Genomic DNA, 20991 nt, shown 5'->3' with positions numbered 1-20991 from the left:
CCATCAGGGGAGCCATGACCCGCATCATCTCGGGCCGCCTGCGCGGGCGGTCGATCACCGTGCCGCCCTCGGGGACCCGGCCCACCACCGACCGCGTCCGCGAGGCCCTGTTCAGCGCGATCTGCAGCCGGATGGACCTGGACGGTGCCGCGGTGTTGGACCTGTTCGCGGGATCCGGCGCCCTCGGTTTGGAGGCGGTCTCCCGGGGCGCCGACGTGGTGTGGTTCGTGGAGGACAACCCCCGGGCGGTCGCGAGCATCCGCGCGAACACGGCGGGCCTGTCGTCGTCGTACCCGTCGGTCCGCCCGATCGTGAGGCGGGCGGCGCTGCCCGCCGCCGTCGCCGGGCCGTGCCCCGTGGCCGGCGGGTTCGACCTCGTTCTCGCCGACCCGCCGTACGAGAAGTCCGGGGAGCTCGACGCGCCCGTCCTCGAGGCGGTGTCGGCGGGAGGGTGGCTGGCCGGTGACGCCCTGGTGGTGTGGGAGAGGTCCAAGCGCGACCCGGCAGTGCGATGGCCCGGCGGATACGAGGTGGTGTTCGAACGGACCTACGGGGAGACCGCCGTCGAGATCGCCCGACCGGTTGATACGGTCGCCCGATGACCACCGTCGTGTGCCCAGGCTCGTTCGACCCGGTGACCCTCGGGCACCTCGACATCGTCCAGAGGTCGGCGCAACTGTTCGACGACGTGATCGTGTGCGTGGTGGCCAACCCCAACAAGCAGGGGACGTTCACCATCGACGAGCGGAAGGCGCTCATCGAGGAGGTCTGCGCCGACCTGCCCGGGGTCCGCGTCGACAGCTTCTACGGGCTGCTCGTCGACTACTGCCGCGACAAGGGCGCCACGGCCGTGATCAAAGGCCTGCGCGACTCGACCGACTACGACTACGAACTGCCGATGGCCCACATGAACAGGTCGATCGCGGGGGTGGACACCGTGTTCCTGCCGACCCGGGCGGACCTGGCCTTCGTGTCCTCGTCGCTGTGCCGCGAGGTCACTCGACTGGGCGGGGACGTCTCGCATCTGCTGCCGGATCCCGTCGCACGGGCCCTGAGGGAACGGCTGGGCTGAGCGCCCCTGGCGTCCCGGACCACCGGACACACCGCCGCCGCACCGGCACCGGGGCCCGGCTTGCGGGCACACTGGTGTGGCAAGAGTGACGATCCGGTGAAGGGACGAGCGTGTACCGAGTGTTCCAGGCCCTCGATGAGCTGAACGCGATGATCGAGGATGCCCGCAGTCTGCCCATGACCGCGAACTGCGTGGTGCCCCGGCACGAGTCCCTGCTGTTGCTCGACGACATCCGTGACTCCTTCCCCGGTGAGCTCGACGACGCCCAGGACGTGCTGGACCAGCGCGACAGTGTGCTCGCGGAAGCCGACGCGACCGCCCGGGACACCGTGTCCGCCGCGGACGCCGAGGCGGATCGAACGCTGCGCGAGGCCCGGGCGGACGCCGACGCGATGCTCGCCGACGCCAAGGCACGGGCCGATCGTATGGTCGCCGAGGCCACGGCCCACGCCGACGGCCTGGTGGGCGACGCCCGTGCGGAATCCGCCGATCTGCTCGACCGGTCCCGCCGCGAGGCCGAGTCGACCACCGCCCGTGCCCGTGCCGAGTCCGACCGGCTGGTGGAACAGGCCAACATCATCTACGACCGCACCATCACCGAGGCCCGTCAGGAACAGCAGCGGATGCTGTCGGAGTCCGAGGTCGTCCGGATCGCCGACGAGGAGGCCAGCCGGATCCGGGACGCCGCGCATGCCGAGAGCGACCGTCGGCGCGAGGAGTGCGACGCCTACATCGACGACAAGATGGCGCGGTTCGAGGAGTTCCTCGGCTCGACCATCCGTACCGTGACGCGCGGGCGCGAGGAACTCCACGGGGTCACCCCGGCCGGGCGACGTGAGGCCCCCGTCCGGCGCGGGGCGCGCGAGGGCGATCACTACGGCGACGGGTACGGGGACTACTGATCGGGGACGGGTAGTCTGCTGGGCGTGTCCACCACCTCCCGCAAGCGACGCCAAGGCCGCCCGGCCGCCGATTCCCTTGTCCTCGACACCCGCAGCATCGCCCGGTCCCCGGGGGCGATGACGCAGGTCCAGCGTGCCGCGGTCCTGCCGTCGGACATCGGGGTCGAGTTGATCCGGATCCCCGAGGGGACCGAGGTCGACCTGGATCTGGACCTGACCTTCGTCGAGGAAGGGGTGCTGGTGACCGGCACCGTCTCGGGGCGGGCCGCGGTGGAGTGCGCACGGTGTCTCGGCGAGTTCACCACCGAGGCCTCCGTGGATCTGACGGAGATGTTCGCCGCCGAGGGGACGGCCGCGGCGGACGGTGCGGAACAGGACGAGGTGCGCCTTCTCGACGGAGATCTGCTGGACCTGGAACCCGCTCTCGTCGACGCCTTCGGGCTGGAGTTCCCGATGTCGCCCACGTGCACGGACTACGGTCTCAGCGAGTGCGTCAACCCCGACACCCCCGCGCCGGACGGGGTCTCCGGCAGTACCGAGGGACGCATCGATCCGCGCTGGGCCGGCCTGGCGGAGAAGTTCGCCGACCCCGGGACCGACGAGGGGGCCGGGTGACGGACCCCTCCCCGGAGCTCGCCGCGGTCCTGGGTGTACAGCTCCCTGCGGAATTGGCCGCACAGGCGCTGACCCACCGGTCATTCGCGTACGAGCACGGGGGGCTCCCGCACAACGAGCGGCTCGAGTTCCTCGGCGACGCCGTGTTGGAACTCGTCGTGACCGAACATCTCTACACCGCGTACCCGGACCGCCCGGAGGGCGACCTCGCGAAGATCCGCGCGAGCCTGGTCAACACCTACGTCCTGGCCGACATCGCCCGCGAGTTGGGCCCGGACGGGCTCGGTGCACTTCTCCGGCTCGGCAGGGGAGAAGAACTCACCGGCGGGCGGGACAAGCACTCGATCCTGGCGGACACCCTGGAGGCGGTATTCGGCGCCGTGTACCTGACCCACGGCCTGGAGGTCGCGCGGGGGATCGTCGAGGGGATCATCGGGGAGCGCCTCCGGGTGGTGCCCACCCTGGGTGCGGCGCTGGACTGGAAGACCAGCCTCCAGGAGAAGTGTTCGGCGCTCGGCCGGCCCAAGGCCCGCTACGAGATCACCTCCACCGGGCCGGACCACGACAAGACCTTCTCCGCGGTGGTCCTGGTCGGCGACGATCCGCTGGGGGAGGGCGTCGGCCGGACCAAGAAGGAGGCCGAGCAGAAGGCGGCCGAGCAGGCCTGGGCCGCCCTGGACCGGGCCACGGGCTGACATGCCGGAACTCCCCGAGGTCGAGGTGGTGCGACGCGGTCTCGAGGCCCACGTGGTGGGTCGTCGGATACTCGACGTCGACGTGACCGGGGCTCGCACGGCCCGCCGTCAGCCCGGCGGTCCGGCGGAGATCGTCGCCCGATTGCGAGATCGGGTGGTGAGCGGTGCCGGCCGGCGTGGCAAGTACCTGTGGTTGACCCTGGACGGCGAGCACACCGCCGGTGCGGACTGTCTGTTGGTCCACCTGGGCATGAGCGGCCAGATGCTGGTCACGACCTCCGACGCGCCGCGGGTACGGCACCTGCACGCCCGCGCCGTTCTCGACGACGGCCGCGAGCTGCGGTTCGTCGACCAGAGGACGTTCGGCGGGTGGACCGTCGTCCCGCTGGCCGAGGCCGCCGACGGCTCCCGTGTGCTCCTACCCGCGCCGGCCGCCCACGTGGCCGCGGACCCGTTCGATCCCGCATTCGACGAGCTGGCCACGGCGCGGACGATCCGCCGCCGGGACACCGAGATCAAACGACTCCTGCTGGACCAGACCGTGGTGTCGGGCATCGGCAACATCTACGCGGACGAGGCACTGTGGCGCTCCGGTGTCCACGGCCGCCGGCGCGCGGGAGCGTTGACGCTGGCCACCGTCCGCGGGCTGCTCGGCCACGCCCGTGACGTGATGTCTGACGCGTTGGCCGCCGGGGGGACGTCGTTCGACGCGCTGTACGTCAACGTCAACGGCGCCTCGGGATACTTCGACAGGTCGCTCGACGTCTACGGGCGCGCCGGTCGGCCCTGTGCCCGGTGTGGGACGCCGGTGGTGCGCGAGGACTTCATGAACCGCGGTTCGCACTTCTGCCCGGGCTGCCAGAGTCCGCCCCGGCGTGCTGTGGCGCGGCGGCCTCGCTCCGTACGATGACCGACATGACGATGACCGACTCGGACGACAGCACTCAGCCCCCGCCGCCCGCCACAGAGCTCCGGGTGGAGCGGGCAGGGACCCGGCGATACGTGGGGCACTCGACACGGGGCGCGCGGGTCGAGATCGGGTCGGTGGACGTCGAGGGCGTGTTCACCCCGGGTGAACTGCTCAAGATCGCCCTGGCGTCGTGCACCGCGATGGCCTCGGACTTCACCGTCTCCCGCAGACTGGGCGACGACTACGCCGCGACCGTCCGCGTCTCCGGGGACGCCGACCGCGAGGCCGAGCGGTACCCGAGGTTGGAGGAGACCTACGAGCTCGACCTGTCCGGGCTCGACCCGGCGATGCGGGACAGGCTGCTGGACATGATCCGGCGCTCCGTGGACTCCGCGTGCACGGTCGGGCGGACGCTGGCGGCGGGGGCGGAGATCGAGTTGGGCTTCGATACCGGACGAGAGCAGGGCGCGGCAGCAGTGGACGGCCCGCGATGAGTGGGCGGGATCCGGACCCGGTCCGGCTGGTGGCCTGGGTCCACGGGCAGGTCCAGGGCGTGGGTTTCCGTTGGTGGACCCGGTCCAGGGCACTCGAGTTGGGGCTCGTCGGGTACGCCGCCAACAAGACCGACGGCCGGGTGCACGTGGTGGCCGAGGGGCCCCGCCAGGCATGCCTTCAGCTCGTCGACCTGCTGCGGGGCGGGGGCGGGCCGGGCACGGTGGAGCTCGTGGTGGACTCCTGGGAACCAGCCCGGGGGGACCTGTCCGGATTCCGCGAGCGCTGAACGCACCTCGGCCCCTGGCCCGGAAAGGTGCTGGGGCATCCTGGAGGCGGACCGATCGCGACGATCTAGACAGACCGGAGGACCGGACCATGACCTCACTCACGACCTCCGGCACCGGAGACGGTGACATGACCGCCGACAACTGGCACGCCCTGGAGGTGCCGGAGGTACTCGACCTGGTGGGCGCCGGTACCACGGGATTGACCTCCGAGGAGGCAACGCACCGGCTGGAGCGTCATGGGCCCAACCTGTTGGAGGCGACCGACGCCACCGCGGCGTGGCGGGTGCTGCTCCGGCAGTTCCGGAGTCCCTTGGTCCTGTTCCTGCTGGTCTGTGCCGCCATCACCGTGGTGCAGGGACACCTGGTTGACACCACTGCGATCATGGCGGCGGTCGTTCTCAACGCTGCGATCGGGTTCTGGCAGGAGCGCAAGGCCGAGACCGAGGTCCGTGCCCTGCAGTCCCTGGCCTCACCCACCGCCCGCGTACGCCGGGACGGTCACGTGCAGACCATCGACTCGGCTGCTCTGGTGCCCGGAGACCTCGTGCACCTCGACAGCGGTGACCGGGTCCCGGCGGATCTGCGGTTGATCGAGGCGGTGGCGCTGAGAGTCGACGAGTCGATGCTCACCGGCGAGTCCCTGGCCACGGACAAGGACACGGATCCGGTCGCCCCCGACGCGCCGACTGGTGACCGGAACGGCATGGTGTTCAGCGGCTCGCTCGTCTCGTCGGGCCGTGCGACCGGTGTCGTGGTCGGCACCGGCGCGCATACCGAGCTCGGGGCCATCAACGAGTTGGTACAGGACACCGCGGCGGCGGCACCGCTGACCGCTCTGATCCACTCCATGGAGCGGTGGATCGGCCTGATCGTGGGGATCTCCGCGCTGGCCGTCTTCGCCGCCGGACTCGCGCTCGGGCACGATGTGTCGCTGATGTTCCGGACCGCGGTGGCTCTCGTGGTCTCCGCCATCCCCGAGGCTCTACCCGTTGTGCTCACCGTGGCGATGAGCGTGGGCGTGGCCCGGATGGCGCGGCGTAACGCGATCGTGCGGCATCTGCCGTCGGTGGAGACCCTCGGGTCCACGACGGTGATCGGGTCGGACAAGACCGGGACCCTGACACAGAACCTGCTCACCGTGGAGCGGCTGTGGACAACGGAGGGGGAGATCGCCGTCGATGCCGCGACCTGGGTCGGCACCGACACCGGGCGGCTCACCACCGTCGCGGGGTCGGCCCTGCGCGCGGGCGCGTTGACCAACGAGGCCGTTCCCACGCGGGATGACCCCTTTCGTTTCAGCGGCGACGCGGTGGATGCGGCGATGGCCGCGGTGGCGGTGCGACTGGGCGCCGTCACTCCGATCGAACGGGCCGCCGCACCGGTGGCGCACATGCCCTACGAGCCCGAGCTCGGGTTCTCGCAGACGATCCGGAACGAGGGCGGTCGGCCGGTGTTGTACGTCAAGGGTGCGCCCGACGCGGTCTCCGCGATGTGTTCGAGCATGCTCACCGCGGGGGGCACCACGATCCTCGATCAGGCCGCCGTCCTGGCCGCCCACGACGCCCTGGGTTCGGAGGGGCTTCGGGTCATCGCCACGGCCCGCCGAGAGCTCGAGGACGGGGATCCGCGTCTGGCCGGCGCCACCCTGCAGGGCGCACCGGAAGATCTGACCTTCCTCGGCCTGGAGGGGATGACCGATCCTCCGCGTCCGGGCGTCCAGGAGGCGATCGCCGGCTGCGGGTCGGCGGGGATCCGGGTGATGATGATCACCGGTGACCACCCGGTCACCGCCGCCGCGATCGCCGGCAGGCTCGGGCTGGACACCGGGAAGCCCCCGCTGACCGGGGCCGAGATCGCGGCTCTGGACGACACGATGCTCCGGGCCCGACTGGCGGATACGACGGTCGCGGCCCGGGTGTCGCCGCAGGACAAGATGAGGATCGTCGAGCAGCTCATGGCGATGGGCAACGTGGTCGCGGTGACCGGGGACGGTGTCAACGACGCGCCCGCACTCCGCGTCGCCTCCATCGGGGTCGCGATGGGCGACTCGGGCACGGACGTCGCCCGCGAAGCCTCCGACGTCGTCCTCACGGACGACGACTTCAGCACGATCGTCCACGCCGTGGAGGAGGGGCGGGTCACCTTCGCGACCATCCGCAAGGCCACCTTCTTCCTCCTGTCGACGGCGATCGCGGCGCTCCTGGCGGTCGCGGTCAACGTCTTCACCAGTTCGCCCCTGATACTCCTGCCGGTCCAGATGCTGTGGGCGAACCTGGTGACGTCCGGGATACAGGTGATCGCCCTTGCGTTCGAACCCGGCGAGGGCGACGAGCTGGAGGTACCTCCCAGGACTCCCGGTGAAGGTGTACTCGACGCCACCATGTGGTGGCGCACCGCGCTGAGCGGGGTGTGGATGGCCGTCGTGACCCTGGTGGTCTACGAGCGCGCGATCTGGGACGGGGTGGAGACCGACCACGCCCGCTCCCTGGCGCTGACGGTGCTGGTTGCGGCCAGCTTCTTCCAGGTGATGAACGCCCGGGCGCTGCGTCGCTCGGTGTTGACCCTCAACCCCTTGGCGAACCCGCTGCTGCTGGCCGCCACGGCGGCCGCCGCCTGCCTGCAGGTGGTGGTGGTGAGCTGGCCGGTCCTGGCCGGCCCGATGGGCCTGAGCGCACTGAGCCCCGGTGAGTGGGTCCTGTGTGTGGCCGTCGGCGCCACGGTCATCGTGGTGTCCGAGATCCACAAGCTGGCGGTAAAACCGGCGGCTCGCCGGCGCGCAACCGCGATCGCCGCCGCAGGGGTCACGGCTCCGGGGCGGTAGCCGCCCGTGCCATAGGATCGACATCCGTGTACCTCAAATCGTTGACGCTCAAGGGATTCAAGTCCTTCGCGGCGCCCACGACCCTGAGGTTCGAACCCGGCATCTGCTGCGTGGTCGGCCCCAACGGCTCGGGCAAATCCAACGTCGTCGACGCCCTGACCTGGGTGATGGGGGAGCACAGCGCCAAGTCGCTGCGCGGCGGCAAGATGCAGGACGTGATCTTCGCCGGGACCGCCGGCAAGGCGCCGCTCGGCCGCGCGGAGGTGACGCTCACCCTCGACAACTCGGACGGCACGCTGCCGATTGACTACGCCGAGGTGTCGCTGACCCGGCGGATGTTCCGCGATGGTGCGGCCGAGTACGAGATTAACGGGGACCGCGCCCGACTGATGGACGTCCAGGAGCTGCTCTCGGACTCGGGCATCGGGCGCGAGATGCACGTGATCGTGGGCCAGGGCAAACTCGCCGAGATCCTCGAGTCCAAGCCGGAGGAACGGCGCGCCTTCATCGAGGAGGCCGCCGGCATCCTCAAACACCGTCGCCGCAAGGAGAAGGCGCAGCGCAAGCTCGCCGGGATGCAGGGCAACCTGGACCGGTTGAGCGACCTGACCGGCGAACTGCGCCGCCAGCTCAAGCCGCTCGGACGTCAGGCCGAGGTGGCGCGCCGGGCCCAGTCCGTCCAGGCAGACCTCCGCGACGCGACCTTCCGGCTGGCCGCCGACGACCTGGTGACCCGACGCGCCGAGCTGGCGGACGCGGAGAGCGTTCGGTCGCGGCTCGCCGACCAGGTGGCCGCGGCCGTCGACAGCCGGGACGAGCTCGCGCGGTCGGTCGCGGAGACGCAGGCCCGGCTCGACAGCCTCACCCCCGATGCCGACGCCGCCCAGCAGCGCCTGTTCGCCCTGTCCACACTGGCCGAACGCGCCCGCGCGACCGCCCGCATCGCCTCCGACCGTGCGCGGTCCCTCGCGGCGGAGTCGGCGGTCCACCACGGCACCGACCCGGACGAGTTGGATCGGCAGGCCGACCGCGCCGAGGCGCACGAGCGGGATCTGGCAGCCGAGGTCTCCCGCGCCGCGGACCGGGCACGCCGGGCCACGGAGACGCTGAGGTCGGCCGAGGCCACGCTCGCCGGGTTGGAGGCCGAACACCTCAAGGCCGTACGGGCCATCGCCGACCGTCGAGAGGGCGTGGCACGGCTCGCCGGCAAGGTGGAGACGCTCGCCGCACGGGTCGAGTCGACCGAGGCGGAAATCGCGCGACTCGACGCGGAATCGGAGAACGCCCGCGCCGCGGTGGCGGACGCCGAGGCCGAGTTCGACGCCGTCCACGCCCGGGTCGACGTCCACGCGGAGGGTGAGCGGACTCTCGACGAGCACCTGGGGCGGGCCGAGCGCGCTCACCTCGCGGCCCGCGCGCGCCTCGCCGAACTGCGGGGGATCGAGAGGGAGGCGGACCAGCGGATCGCCAGCCTGGCCGCCCGGATCGAGACACTCGAGCAGAACAAGGGGGCCGGCGACGGAGCCGAGTGGGTGCTCCGTCACCTCGGACCGGAAGTGGTCGCCGGAACCATCGGGGAGCTTCTCGGAGTCGAAGCAGGCTGGGAGCGCGCGGTGGGCGTGGCTCTCGGGCCGGCCGTCGACGCCGTCGTCGTCGACTCCGGCGTCGACCGCCGCTCGGTTCTGGCCGCGCTCCGTGAGGCCGACGCCGGCCGGGCAGGTCTGGTGGGAAGTGGCGCCGCAGGCGGCGACTACCGCCTTGAGGCGGACCTGGTTCCCGGCGCCCGGTGGGCGCTCGACGTTGTCGAGGCCCCCGCGGACCTGGTCGCCGCGGTCACGGCCCTACTGGTGGACGTGGTGGTGGTCGAGGACCTGACCGGGGCCCATGCACAGGTGGAGGCGGATCGGCGCCTACGCGCGGTCACGCGGGGTGGTGAGATCGCGGGGGCGGGATGGACCGTCGGGGGCTCGGCCGCCGGACGGACAGGGCTCGAGATCCAGTCCGCCGTCGACGCGGCCGTCGCCCAGAGGGACGCCGCACGCGCCGAGATCGAGACCACCCGCGCGGAGCTCGCAGGCGCCGAGGCGGAGGACGTCGAACGGGCGGACCGGTTCTCCGAGTCCCTCGCCGCGATCACCGAGTCCGACGCCGCGATCGAGGAGATCTACGCCGAACTCGCGAGGATCGGCACGCGCCGACGACGCGCCGAGGCGGAGGTGCGGCGCCTCGAGCAGGCACGGAGGATGGCCGTCGACAAGCTCGACGCCTCCCGGGCCGAACACGCCCAGCTCACCGACCGGCTCGCCCGAGCCGGTGACGACGACGAGGCCGAGCTACCCGCGGACGACGGACGGGTCGCCGCGCAGGCAGAGGTCGCTGCCGCCCGGGGGGCCGAACTCGAGGCCCGGCTGGCACACCGGTCGGCGGAGGAGCGCGCGGCGGGGGTCCGCGGGAAGTCGGCGTCGCTGCGCAGGGCAGCACAATCCGAGCGCGAATCCAGGGCACGGGCGGCCCGTGCCGCCGCGGCACGCCGGCGCGGGGCCGAGGTCGCCGGAGTGGTGGACGAGCTGAGCGTGCGGCTGCTGGCACGGCTCGACGAGCTAATCGCCGCTGCCGGGGCCGAGCGTGACAGACTGGCGTCCGCGCGGTCGGAGGCCTCCGCACGGGTGGCCTCGCTCCGGACCGAGTTGGCGGACGCGGAATCCGAGGTCACCAGACTGGGGGACGCCGCCCACCGCGACGAGATCGTCCGGGCCCAGCTCGAGGTCAAGGTCTCCGAACTCGAGTCCGCGGTGCTGGAACGGCACGGCATCGAGCCCGAGGCCCTGGTGGCGGACTACGGACCGGAGGTGCCGCTTCCGCCGTCCGCGCTCGAGATCGAGGAGTACGAGGCGGCCCGCGAGCGCGGGGAGGACGTCACCCCACCACCACCGATGCCGTATCTGCGTGCCGAACAGGAGCGTCGGCTCAAGCGGGCTCAGAAGGACCTCGCGACCCTGGGCAAGGTCAATCCGCTGGCGCTGGAGGAGTTCGCCGCCCTGGAAGAGAGATACGCGTTCCTGTCCACCCAGCTCGACGACGTCAAGAAGGCCCGCGCCGACCTCGAGGGGGTGATCGACGACGTGGACGAGAGGATCGAGCAGATCTTCACCGAGGCATGGGTGGACGTCGAACGCGAGTTCCGCGACGTGTTCGCCGTGCTGTTCCCCGGCGGCGAGGGCCGCCTGATCCTCACCGACCCCGCGGACATGCTGGCCACGGGGATCGAGGTCGAGGCCCGGCCGCCGGGGAAGAAGGTCAAGCGCCTGTCGTTGCTGTCCGGTGGCGAGAAGTCGCTGACGGCCGTGGCGATGCTCGTGGCGATCTTCAAGGCCCGCCCCAGCCCGTTCTACGTGATGGACGAGGTCGAGGCCGCACTCGACGACACCAACCTGCGCCGCCTCATCGGGTTGTTCGAGCAGCTGCGGGAGACCAGCCAGCTCATCGTGATCACCCACCAGAAACCCACGATGGACGTCGCCGACGTCCTCTACGGGGTGTCCATGCAGGGCGACGGTATCTCCAAGGTGATCTCCCAGCGCATGCGCTGACGTCCCCGGGCGCCCGCGGGCCGGTCACGAGCGTCTGAAGACCGCGCGGAGGCGCTCCCGGTTGACCATGCCGATCGCACGCAGTGGGATTCCCGCCGGGCACACCATCGAGCACTCGCCGTAGAGGGAGCAGGAGCCGAACTCCTGATCCGCGGCGCCGACCATCTCGCGTGCCCGGGACCCGCGTTCGCGGCTCGTCACCGGCATCAGGGCCAGATGCCCCAGCTTCGCACCCAGGAAGAGATTGGCCGATCCGTTGGGGCAGGCCGCCACGCACGCACCGCAGCCGATGCAGGCCGCCAGATCCAGTGCCGTCTCCGCGTCGTCGTGCCCCTGCGCGGTGAGGTCGGCGTCGGGGGCTGTCCCCGCGGGAAGTGACACGTGGGCCCCGGCCTCGACGATCCCGTCCAGCGCGAAGCGATCCACCACCAGGTCCCGGATCACCGGGAACACGGCCGCGCGCATCGGCTCGATGCGCAGGGTGTCACCGTCGGAGTAGGCGTCCAGGCGCTGATGGCACGAGGGGGTGTTCTGGGCCGGGCCGTGCGCGCGCCCGTCGACGGTCACCCCGCACGCTCCGCAGATCCCCTCCCGGCAGTCGGAATCGAAGGCCACCGGGTCCACCCCGTCGTCGACCAGTCGGTCGTTGAGTGAGTCGAGCAGCTCGAGCAGGCTCATCTCCGGTTCGGCGTCCGGCACGTGGTACTCCACGAAGGCACCGGTGTCCTCGGGACCGGCCTGCCTCCACACGCGCAGTGTGAGCCTCACGGGGTGCTTCCCGCAGTCGTTCGTCGGGTGGATCTCATCGGTAGTCCCTCGTGGTGAGCTCGACCGCGGAGAAGTCGAGCGGTTCGGCATGGCGGGTGAACGTGCGTGGGCCGCCGCGGTCGTCGCCGGCCGATCCCCACGCCGAGGCGAAGCGCCAGAGGTCGTCACGGCGCAGCGCCTCGCCACCCGGGGACCGGTGTTCGTCGCGGAAGTGGGCGCCGCAGGATTCATCGCGGTCCAGGGCGTCGACGCACATCAGTTCGGCCAGCTCCAGGTAGTCGGCCGTCCGGCCGGCCAGTTCGAGCACCTGGTTGAGGTGCTCACCGGTTCCGGTCACGCGGAGGTCGGACCAGAACCGGGCCCGGAGGTCGCGGATGCGCTCGATGGCGGCGGTCAGACCCTCGGCGGTGCGGGTGACCCCGCAGCCGGAGTAGAGGATCTCGCCCAGCGCGCGGTGGAAGTGTGCGGGCCCGGTGGATCCGCCCACCGCGAGGAGTGCCTCGACGCGCGCCCGGGCGCGGCCCACGGCGGTGGTGACCACCTCGTCGTCGTCGTCCGGTGGATCGTCCCCGAGGCGACCGGACAGGTACGCCGGCACCGAGTACGGGAGGGTGAACCAGCCGTCCACACTGGCGCTGAGCAGCGAGTTGGCGCCGAGCCGGTTGGCCCCGTGATACGCCCAGCCGCATTCGCCGCCCACGAACAGTCCGGGGATCGAGGTCTGGAGGTCGTAGTCGCTCCAGAGCCCGCCCATGGTGAAGTGACAGGTGGGCGCGATGCGCATCGGGACGGAGTACGGGTCCTCGCCGGTGGCGTGTGAATACATGTCGAACAGGTTGCCGTAGCGTTCGGTGATCCGCTGCCGGCCGTCGCGGGCGAGGGAGTCCCGGAAGTCGAGGTACACCGAGTTGCGGCGGGGGCCCACCCCGCGGCCGTCTCGGATCTCCGCCGTGATCGCCCGTGAGGCCACGTCGCGGGGGACCAGGTTTCCGTAGGCCGGGTAGCGGCGCTCGAGGAAGAAATCGCGGTCGGCATCGGGGATGTCGCCCGGCGGTCGGTCGTCGCCCGCGCGCCGCGGCACCCAGATGCGGCCGTCGTTGCGGAGCGACTCGCTCATGAGGATGGTCTTGGCCTGCCAGGTCGTGTCCTTGGGCAGTGCGGTGGGGTGGAACTGTACGAACGACGGCGAGGCGAACAACGCCCCCCGCTGGTGAGCCCGCCACACGGCCGAGGCGTTGGAGTTCACCGCGAGCGTGGAGTCGTGGAATACGTTCCCGTAGCCGCCCGTCGCCAGCACCACGGCGTGGGCGGTCTCGGCGCGGATGTGTCCGGTGACGAGGTCGCGGACCACGACCCCGTGACATCCAGCGTCGTCGACGATCAGATCGAGCATCTCGTGGCGGGTGTGCAACCGCACCGTGCCCGCCCGGATCTGCCGCTGGAGGGCCTGGGTGCCGGCGATCTGGAGCTGCTGACCGGTCTGCCCGCGTGAGTAGTAGGTGCGTGAGACCTGGACACCGCCGAACGACCGCGTGGACAACACGCCCCCGTACTCCCGGGCGAACGGCGTGCCGATCGCCGAGAAGTGGTCGATGACGCGGACCGACTCCTCGCCGAGCCTGAACGCCTCGGCCTCCCTGCTCCGGAAATCACCGCCCTTGACGGTGTCCGCCACGAAGCGGTGCAGGGAGTCGCCGTCGACCCGCCTCGCGCGGGCGGCGTTGATCCCGCCCTGGGCCGCCACGGAGTGCGCGCGCCGCGGCGCGTCGTGATAGGTCAGCGCGGTGACCCGGTACCCCAGTTCGCCGAGTGCGGCCGCGGCTCCCGCACCGGCCAGGCCCGTGCCCACCACGACCACGTGGAAGCGGCGCCGGTTGCCGGGGGAGACCAGGGGATAGGTGTCCCGCCGCCGCGCCCAGGCCGTGGCGGGATCGCCGTCAGGGGCACCCGAGGACAGGACGGACCCGACCCGAGCGCCGGGGACCGTCACGGGCGGCGATTCGAAGGTGCCGGACGACCCCGGCGCGCGCGGGCCGGTCACGCGAGCCACCCGGCCTGTACCGCGATCGGGATCAGGGCGTTGCCCACCAGGACGGCGACGGCGGCGACACCGCCCACGACCGTCACCGCGGCACGGCTCCGGATACCCGTCACCCCGAGATCGCCCGCCGCCGTGCGGACGCCGTGCGCCACGTGCGCCGCCAGCAGGACCATCGTGATCCCGTAGAACGCGGCCACCCACGGCCTGGCGAAGCTGGCCACGAGATTCGCGTACGCCGAACCGGGGACGAACGAGTCACTGGCGGCGGGCGGTGTGCCGGTGGTCATGTCCAGGACGTGGAAGACCACGAACAGCAGCATCACCACGCCGGTCAGCATCATGGATCGCGCGCCGAAGGAACCGGCGGTCGGACGGGTGCGATGACGACGAGGGCCCGCCGACGCCCGGGACCGCCGCGCGAGCACCACCGAGCACCCGATGTGTGCCACCAGGCTCAGCACCAGCACCACCCGCAGGGCCCACAGCACGCCCTCGTGCGGCACCAAGGGGTGGAGCAGCGTCCGTAACCACTCGGCGTAGCCGTCGAAACCGGCCGCACCGCCGAACACCTTGAGGTTGCCGATCATGTGCACCACGACGAACGAGGTGAAGACCAGGCCCGTCACGGCCATGACCGTCTTGGCGGCCCAGGTCGGAAACGCGGGGACGCGGCGGAGGTGAGGTCTCCGGGCTCTGACCGGGACGTGCGGGGCAGCGACCTCGGTCACGCGCGGCCACCTCCTTACGGGAACGCGCGCCAGTCTAGGTCCGCCCACGCCGCCCGGGGCCGGGATGCCGGCGGGGGTCGTCGTCCATACTGGGCACCGTGAACACCACCTGGATCATCATCGCCGTCGTCGCCGTCCTGTTGCTCGCCGTACTCGCGCTGGTCGTGGGGCTGCAGCTCCGCAAAAAGCGACAGATCTCGCTGAGCAAGCCGGAGGAACGCAGGGAACTCACCCGTGAGGAACGCTCCGGCAACTACCAGGCGGGGACGGGTTTCTCGTTCACCGAGGCGGGCGGCACCGCCACCGCGGCACCCCCGAGGGAGCCCCTGCCGCGCGAGACGTCCCGGCCGGGCGACACAGCCCCGCCGGTCGACACACACCCGCCGGTCGGGACAGCCCCGCCGTCCGGCTCACCCCGCCCGGCCGACACGGTCGAGGAGCCCCGGCCGGTCGAGACGCCGGTCGTGCCCGAGCCGGACACCCGATCCGGTCCGAGCGACGACACGGTCGTCGTGGAACCCGCGCCCGTCGAACCAGTGGTGGTACCGCCGGAGGTCCCGGACGAGGAGGTCCCGGTCCCGACGACCGAGCTGATCACCGGGGCCCCCTCCCCGGTCGCCCCGGTCGAGCGGATCGACCCGTCCGAGGGACGCCTGGACCGCCTCCGCGGTCGACTGGCGCGCTCCCAGGGCGCCGTGGGTCAGGGGCTGCTCGGGCTCCTGGGCGCAGGTGATCTCGACGAGGACGCGTGGGAGGAGATCGAGGACACGCTGATCATGGCGGACCTGGGCACCACGGTCACCCAGCGCGTCGTGGACCGTTTGCGCCAGGACATCGCGACCAGACAGATCCGCACGGAGGCGGAGGTCCGGGACCTGCTGCGGCAGGCCCTCGTGGACAACCTGCACCCCGAGTACGACCGCTCGTTACGTGCGCTGCCGAACGACGGCACCCCCGCCGTGATCTTGGTCGTCGGGGTGAACGGCACCGGCAAGACCACCACCACCGGCAAGCTGGCCCGCGTCCTGGTGGCAGACGGGCGCCACATCCTCCTGGGAGCCGCCGACACCTTCCGGGCCGCGGCCGCAGACCAGCTTCAGACCTGGGCAGAACGGGTGGGAGCGGAGGTCGTGCGCGGCAAGGAGGGCGCGGACCCCGCGTCGGTGGCGTTCGACGCTGTCGCCCGGGGTGTCGAGACCGGGGTGGACGCCGTCCTGGTGGACACCGCCGGCCGCCTCCACACCAAGACCGGGCTCATGGACGAGCTCGGGAAGGTCAAGCGGGTCGTGGAGAAGAAGACCCCGGTCGACGAGGTGCTGCTGGTCATCGACGCGACGACCGGGCAGAACGGTCTCATGCAGGCGCGGGTGTTCAAGGAGGTCGTCGACATCACCGGCGTGGTGCTGACCAAGCTCGACGGCACCGCCAAGGGCGGCATCGTCTTCCAGGTCCAACACGAACTCGGGGTCCCGGTCAAGCTTGTCGGACTGGGCGAGGGAGCCGACGACCTGGCGCCCTTCACGGCGGATGCCTTCGTCGATGCCCTGCTCGGAACCTAGGACGCGCGAGCACCCAGGACACATGATCGGAACCGGAGGGCCGGCCACGTTACAGACCGGAAACACGGCCGCGCATCCACGGAAACAGCGGAAAGGAATTCTTCTGAACCGAGAGTGAGTGACAAACGCTCACCATGGAGACGAGGAGGACCTCACCGTGAGAGGTGACAGTGTCTTGTTGCTCGCCCAGGAGGCGGCGACGGAGATCGATACGGGAGACACGGCCTGGATGCTCATGGCGGCATCCCTGGTCCTGCTCATGACGCCCGCACTGGCGATGTTCTACGGCGGGATGTCCCGCCAGAAGTCAGTGCTCAACATGATGATGATGTCCTTCAGCGCGATGGGGGTCATCGGCATCGTCTACGTGCTGTGGGGCTGGTCGATGTCCTACGGCGAGCAGGACATCCTCGGGCTGTTCGCCAACCCCTTTGAGATGTTCGGCCTCGCCGGGGTGATCGGGGACGCCGAGAACTGGGTCATGTCGGGTGAGGGCCCGTACCCGCAGGTCGTCGACGTGGCGTTCCAGGTCACCTTCGCCATCATCACGGTCGCACTCATCTCGGGCGCCATCGCGGAGCGCGTGAAGTTCGGCACCTGGCTGACCTTCGCCGCCGTGTGGGTCACGCTGGCCTACTTCCCCATGGCCCACATGGTCTGGGGCGGCGGGCTCCTCTCGCATTCGGAGAACAGCCTCGCCGCGATGATCTTCGGCACCGTCGACGACGGTGAGGGCGGCCTCGTCGCAGCCGTCGCCCCGGTCGACTTCGCGGGTGGCACGGTGGTCCACATCAACGCCGGTATGGCAGCGCTGGTCCTCGTCCTCCTGATCGGCAAGCGCTACGACTTCGGCCGCACCGCGTTCCGCCCCCACAGCCTCCCGCTCGTCATGCTCGGCGCCGGTCTGCTGTGGTTCGGCTGGTTCGGCTTCAACGCGGGTTCGGCCTTCGGTGCCAACGGGGCCGCCGGCCTGGCCTGGATCAACACCACGGTCGCCACGGCCGCCGCGATGCTCGGCTGGCTCCTCACCGAGCGGATCAGGGACGGCCATCCCACCAGCCTCGGCGCGGCCTCGGGCGTCGTCGCCGGCCTGGTCGCCATCACCCCGGCCGCAGGGTCGGTCCACCCCCTCGGCGCGATCGCCCTCGGTGCCGTGTCCGGCGCCCTGTGTGCCCTCGCCGTGGGACTCAAGCACCGCTTCGGTTACGACGACTCGCTCGACGTCGTGGGCGTCCACCTCGTGGCGGGTCTCTGGGGCACCATCGCCATCGGCCTCCTGGCCACCGGCACCTTCGACACCGATGCCGGCGTGTTCTACTCGGCGGACGGGTGGAAGCTGCTCGTGGTCCAGATCGTGATCGCCGTGGCGGCGCTCGTCTTCACCGCCATCATGACCGCGATCGCCTACGTGATCTGCCGCCCGCTGGGATGGCGCATCAGCGAGACGGACGAGCAGTCCGGTATCGACGGCGCCGAGCACGCGGAGTCCGCGTACGAGGCCTCCACCAACGCGCTCATCCGTTGAGCCGACATCTGCGAAAGGAATCCCTGACATGAAGCTCGTCACCGCGATCGTCAAGCCGTTCACGCTGGACGACGTCAAGGCAGCACTCGAACAGGCGGGAATCCACGGACTCACCATCAGTGAGGTCCAGGGTTACGGCCGCCAGAAGGGTCACACCGAGGTCTATCGCGGTGCTGAGTACGCCGTGGACTTCGTTCCCAAGATCCGGGTCGAGGTGGTCGTCGACGACGAGACCGCCGACACCGTCGTCCAACTGGTCGTGGATGCCGCGCGTACCGGGAAGATCGGCGACGGAAAGGTCTGGGTGACCCCCGTCGAGAGCATCGTCCGGGTCCGCACGGGCGAGGCGGGCGACGCCGCGATCTGATCGACGACACCACGAGGCGCGGTCGACCCCGGACCCGGGGTCGACCGCGTTTCTCGGTGATTCCCCCTGCCTCACCGGGGATCTCGGTGGACGTGCACCGGCGTTCACCAAAGTGAAACACCGTGGCCGCTACGAGGTGACACGGGGCCGACAGTCTGGAGACACACTCATGAGGGAAAGAGGGACGACGTGAGCCTGACGGGGGACGGTGAGCGGGCCATGGCGCTGCGGGCCGGACGCGAGCAGATCCTCTCCGCCGCGACGGCCGACCTCCCCGCGGCGCACCTGCGGGACGCACTGTGCGAGCTGTACGAGATGGAACTCGGACGGCTCGCGGAGGAGGCGGGGATCGGCCCGGGATCCGGTTTCGCCCTCGTGGCCTTCGGCGGGCTCGGCCGGCGAGAGGTGCTCCCGTACTCCGACCTCGACCTGGTGCTCGTGCACGAGAGACGACCTGACCGCGACGTCGGTGAGCTCGCCGATGCCATGTGGTACCCCCTGTGGGACTCGGGCGTGGGCCTGGATCACAGTGTGCGGACCGTGGACCAGTGTCTCGCGGTGGCGGCTGCGGACGTCTCCGTGGGGTTGAGTCTGCTGGACGCCCGGGTGATCGCCGGGGACGCGGATCTGGGCGCGCTCGTGGTCGACGGTGCCCGGCGACAGTGGCGTGACCAGATCGCCTCCCGGTTCGACGATCTCGTGGCCGCCGCGGTGGCCCGGCGTCAGCGTTCCGGGGTGATCGCGCATCGGAGTGAACCCGATCTCAAGAACGGCGTGGGCGGGCTGCGGGATTCTCAGTTGGTCACCGCGCTCGCGGTGGCCCACCTCAGCGACGGACGACCGGTCGTCCCCGGAGGGCTGACGACCGCGCACCGGCTCGTGCTCGACGCGCGGACCGAGCTCCACCGGGTGAGCGGACGGCCCCGGGAGGTCCTGCACGCCGAATACGGAGACGACGTCGGTCAGGCGCTCGGGTTGGGGGATCGCTTCGACCTCGCCCGTGCGCTCAGCGACGCCTCGCGGACCATCGCGTTCACCGCGGACCAGGCCATCCGCGGATCGGTCGCGACGCTGTCCTCCCGTGGACTGACCGGGCTGCTCCGCAGATCGCCGGTCCGCAGACCGCTCGACGACGGCGTGGTGGAGCACGCGGGGGAGGTGGCGCTAGCCAGGAGCGCACGGGTCACCGAGGACCCCTGGCTTCCGCTTCGGGTGGCGGCGGCGGCAGCCCGCTACACGCTGCCGGTGGCGAGCTCGACGCTCGGGGTACTGGTGGAGCGTTCGCCGATCCCGGAGGGCCGATGGCCTGCGGAGGCGCTCTCGGACCTTCTCGTCTTGCTCGGATCGGGCGAGGCCCAGGTGGTCGTTCTCGAGGCGTTCGACCGGAGCGGGTTGTGGGAGAGGATCCTGCCGGAGTGGTCGGGGGTGAGGGACCTGCCGGCCCGGGACCGGGCGCACATCTACACGGTCGATCGTCACCTGGTCCAGACTGCGGTGGAGGCATCCCGACTCACCACCTCGGTCGCGCGGGCGGATCTGCTCCTGTTGTCGGCGCTGTTGCACGACCTCGGCAAGAGTCGCGAGGGCGACCACAGCGAGACGGGCGCCGTGATGGTCGAACCGATCGCCCGGCGCATGGGGCTGGGTCCGGCCGACGTCGACACCATCGTCCGCATCGTCCGGCACCACCTGCTGCTGGCCGCGACCGCGACCAGTCGCGACCCCTCGGACCCGGCGACGGCCGACTCGGTGCTGGCCACGCTCGACCAGGACGCGACCGCCTTCGACGTGCTCGCCACGCTCACCGAGGCCGATTCGCTGGCCACCGGGCCGACGGTCTGGACTCCGGGCAGGGCCAGGGCACACGCGATGCTGGTCGACGCGTGCCGGGACCGGATGGGATCGCAACCCGGCGCGGTGGAGGCGCCGACCGTCGACGCCAGCCGGCCGCACGGCCCCCCCGACGTCGTGGTGGACCTGCGCCCCGCCGGGACGGGGACCAACCACGAGCTCACCCTCGTGGTGCCCGGCTCGGGGAAGTCACTCGCGGTGACCGCGGAGGTCCTCGCCGCGCACCGGTTGGAGATCGTCGACGCGGAGATAGACCTGCGCCCGCCCGGTGGGGTACGCGCGAGGATGACTGTGTCGACCCGTTTCGGTGACCCCGTCGATCCGAAGGTGCTCCGCCAGGATCTGCGTCGGGCGGTCGACTCCGGGGTGTCGGCGTCGCTGAGGGCGGCGCTCGCCCGCAACGCCTCCCGCCTGATCGGCCCGCCTCAGGCCAGGTCGTCGGTCCTGGTCAACAGACGGACGGATGCCGACGGCATCCTGCTCGAGGTGCGGGCCGAGGACAGACCGGGTCTGTTCGCCAAGGTCATCGCGTCGATCCTGGGCAAGGGGGCGAGGATCGACTGGGTCGTGGTGCGCACGCGCGGCGCCGCGGTCGAGGACGTCTTCGCACTGTCCGGCCCCGGAGCGGTGCTCAGCACGGCCACGGAGGTGGAGTCCCTGCTTCCCCGGCGCGATCCCGCCACGCCCGGCGTCGGGCGTGCCGATACCCTGTGAGCAGTCGTCGTCGACGACGCCGGGGCCACCACGCCCCCGGCCCGCGACCCA

At 71.2% G+C, this 20991-nt stretch carries 17 protein-coding genes; 14 read left to right on the top strand and 3 right to left on the bottom strand.

Features of this window, described 5'->3' with window-relative positions; translation table 11 throughout:
- Positions 1-14: 14 nt before the first annotated feature.
- The 10 genes from rsmD to smc all read left to right on the top strand — a co-directional run bounded on the left by rsmD (position 15) and on the right by smc (position 11387).
- Entirely contained in the window at positions 15-602 is a 588-nt protein-coding gene (gene rsmD, locus ABIE38_RS05585; RefSeq protein WP_354054398.1) for a 16S rRNA (guanine(966)-N(2))-methyltransferase RsmD, read from the top strand.
- On the top strand, positions 599-1072 hold the full coding sequence (gene coaD, locus ABIE38_RS05580) for a pantetheine-phosphate adenylyltransferase (protein ID WP_354054397.1): 474 nt from the start codon (positions 599-601) through the stop codon (positions 1070-1072). The genes rsmD and coaD overlap by 4 nt, the downstream gene beginning before the upstream one ends.
- A 110-nt stretch (positions 1073-1182) precedes the next feature.
- Complete coding sequence (locus tag ABIE38_RS05575; RefSeq protein WP_354054396.1) at positions 1183-1974, top strand: DivIVA domain-containing protein; 792 nt, start codon at positions 1183-1185, stop codon at positions 1972-1974.
- Between the two features lie 24 nt (positions 1975-1998).
- Positions 1999-2589, top strand: a complete 591-nt coding sequence (locus ABIE38_RS05570) for a YceD family protein (protein WP_354054395.1) — start codon at positions 1999-2001, stop codon at positions 2587-2589.
- Complete coding sequence (gene rnc, locus ABIE38_RS05565) at positions 2586-3284, top strand: ribonuclease III (protein ID WP_354054394.1); 699 nt, start codon at positions 2586-2588, stop codon at positions 3282-3284. Before ABIE38_RS05570 ends, rnc begins: the two co-directional genes overlap by 4 nt.
- 1 nt (position 3285) lies before the next feature.
- Complete coding sequence (gene mutM / locus ABIE38_RS05560) at positions 3286-4194, top strand: bifunctional DNA-formamidopyrimidine glycosylase/DNA-(apurinic or apyrimidinic site) lyase (RefSeq protein WP_354054393.1); 909 nt, start codon at positions 3286-3288, stop codon at positions 4192-4194.
- Between the two features lie 5 nt (positions 4195-4199).
- Entirely contained in the window at positions 4200-4688 is a 489-nt protein-coding gene (locus tag ABIE38_RS05555) for an OsmC family protein (RefSeq protein WP_354054392.1), read from the top strand.
- Complete coding sequence (locus tag ABIE38_RS05550) at positions 4685-4975, top strand: acylphosphatase (RefSeq protein ID WP_354054391.1); 291 nt, start codon at positions 4685-4687, stop codon at positions 4973-4975. The genes ABIE38_RS05555 and ABIE38_RS05550 overlap by 4 nt, the downstream gene beginning before the upstream one ends.
- An 89-nt stretch (positions 4976-5064) precedes the next feature.
- Positions 5065-7797, top strand: coding sequence for a cation-translocating P-type ATPase (locus tag ABIE38_RS05545; RefSeq protein ID WP_354054390.1), 2733 nt, complete (start codon positions 5065-5067; stop codon positions 7795-7797).
- A gap of 26 nt (positions 7798-7823) precedes the next feature.
- Positions 7824-11387 carry a chromosome segregation protein SMC gene (gene smc / locus ABIE38_RS05540; protein WP_354054389.1) on the top strand — a complete coding sequence of 1188 codons (3564 nt, stop codon included), beginning with the start codon at positions 7824-7826 and terminating at the stop codon, positions 11385-11387.
- 24 nt (positions 11388-11411) lie between these two features.
- Here smc and ABIE38_RS05535 read toward each other — a convergent pair whose 3' ends face one another.
- The 3 genes from ABIE38_RS05535 to ABIE38_RS05525 are packed head-to-tail and all read right to left on the bottom strand — an operon-like array spanning position 11412 to position 14924.
- On the bottom strand, positions 11412-12155 hold the full coding sequence (locus tag ABIE38_RS05535; protein WP_354054388.1) for a succinate dehydrogenase/fumarate reductase iron-sulfur subunit: 744 nt from the start codon (positions 12153-12155) through the stop codon (positions 11412-11414).
- 34 nt (positions 12156-12189) lie between these two features.
- Positions 12190-14145 carry a fumarate reductase/succinate dehydrogenase flavoprotein subunit gene (locus ABIE38_RS05530; RefSeq protein ID WP_354054792.1) on the bottom strand — a complete coding sequence of 652 codons (1956 nt, stop codon included), beginning with the start codon at positions 14143-14145 and terminating at the stop codon, positions 12190-12192.
- A 47-nt stretch (positions 14146-14192) separates the two neighbouring features.
- On the bottom strand, positions 14193-14924 hold the full coding sequence (locus ABIE38_RS05525; RefSeq protein WP_354054387.1) for a succinate dehydrogenase cytochrome b subunit: 732 nt from the start codon (positions 14922-14924) through the stop codon (positions 14193-14195).
- Between the two features lie 98 nt (positions 14925-15022).
- Between ABIE38_RS05525 and ftsY the strand changes: the two genes are divergently transcribed.
- From ftsY to ABIE38_RS05505, 4 genes are all read left to right on the top strand, one after another.
- Entirely contained in the window at positions 15023-16483 is a 1461-nt protein-coding gene (ftsY, locus tag ABIE38_RS05520) for a signal recognition particle-docking protein FtsY (protein ID WP_354054386.1), read from the top strand.
- Positions 16484-16712: 229 nt separating this feature from the next.
- Positions 16713-18008 carry an ammonium transporter gene (locus ABIE38_RS05515; protein ID WP_354054791.1) on the top strand — a complete coding sequence of 432 codons (1296 nt, stop codon included), beginning with the start codon at positions 16713-16715 and terminating at the stop codon, positions 18006-18008.
- A 28-nt stretch (positions 18009-18036) separates the two neighbouring features.
- On the top strand, positions 18037-18375 hold the full coding sequence (locus tag ABIE38_RS05510; RefSeq protein ID WP_354054385.1) for a P-II family nitrogen regulator: 339 nt from the start codon (positions 18037-18039) through the stop codon (positions 18373-18375).
- A gap of 189 nt (positions 18376-18564) precedes the next feature.
- Positions 18565-20940 (top strand): [protein-PII] uridylyltransferase, encoded by a 2376-nt coding sequence (locus tag ABIE38_RS05505; RefSeq protein WP_354054384.1) that lies wholly within the window; start codon positions 18565-18567, stop codon positions 20938-20940.
- Positions 20941-20991: the final 51 nt, after the last annotated feature.

It is taken from the genome of Dietzia sp. 2505, assembly GCF_040546785.1.
In the GTDB taxonomy this organism is placed as follows: domain Bacteria; phylum Actinomycetota; class Actinomycetes; order Mycobacteriales; family Mycobacteriaceae; genus Dietzia.
This window is presented reverse-complemented; position numbering and strand designations above follow the sequence as displayed.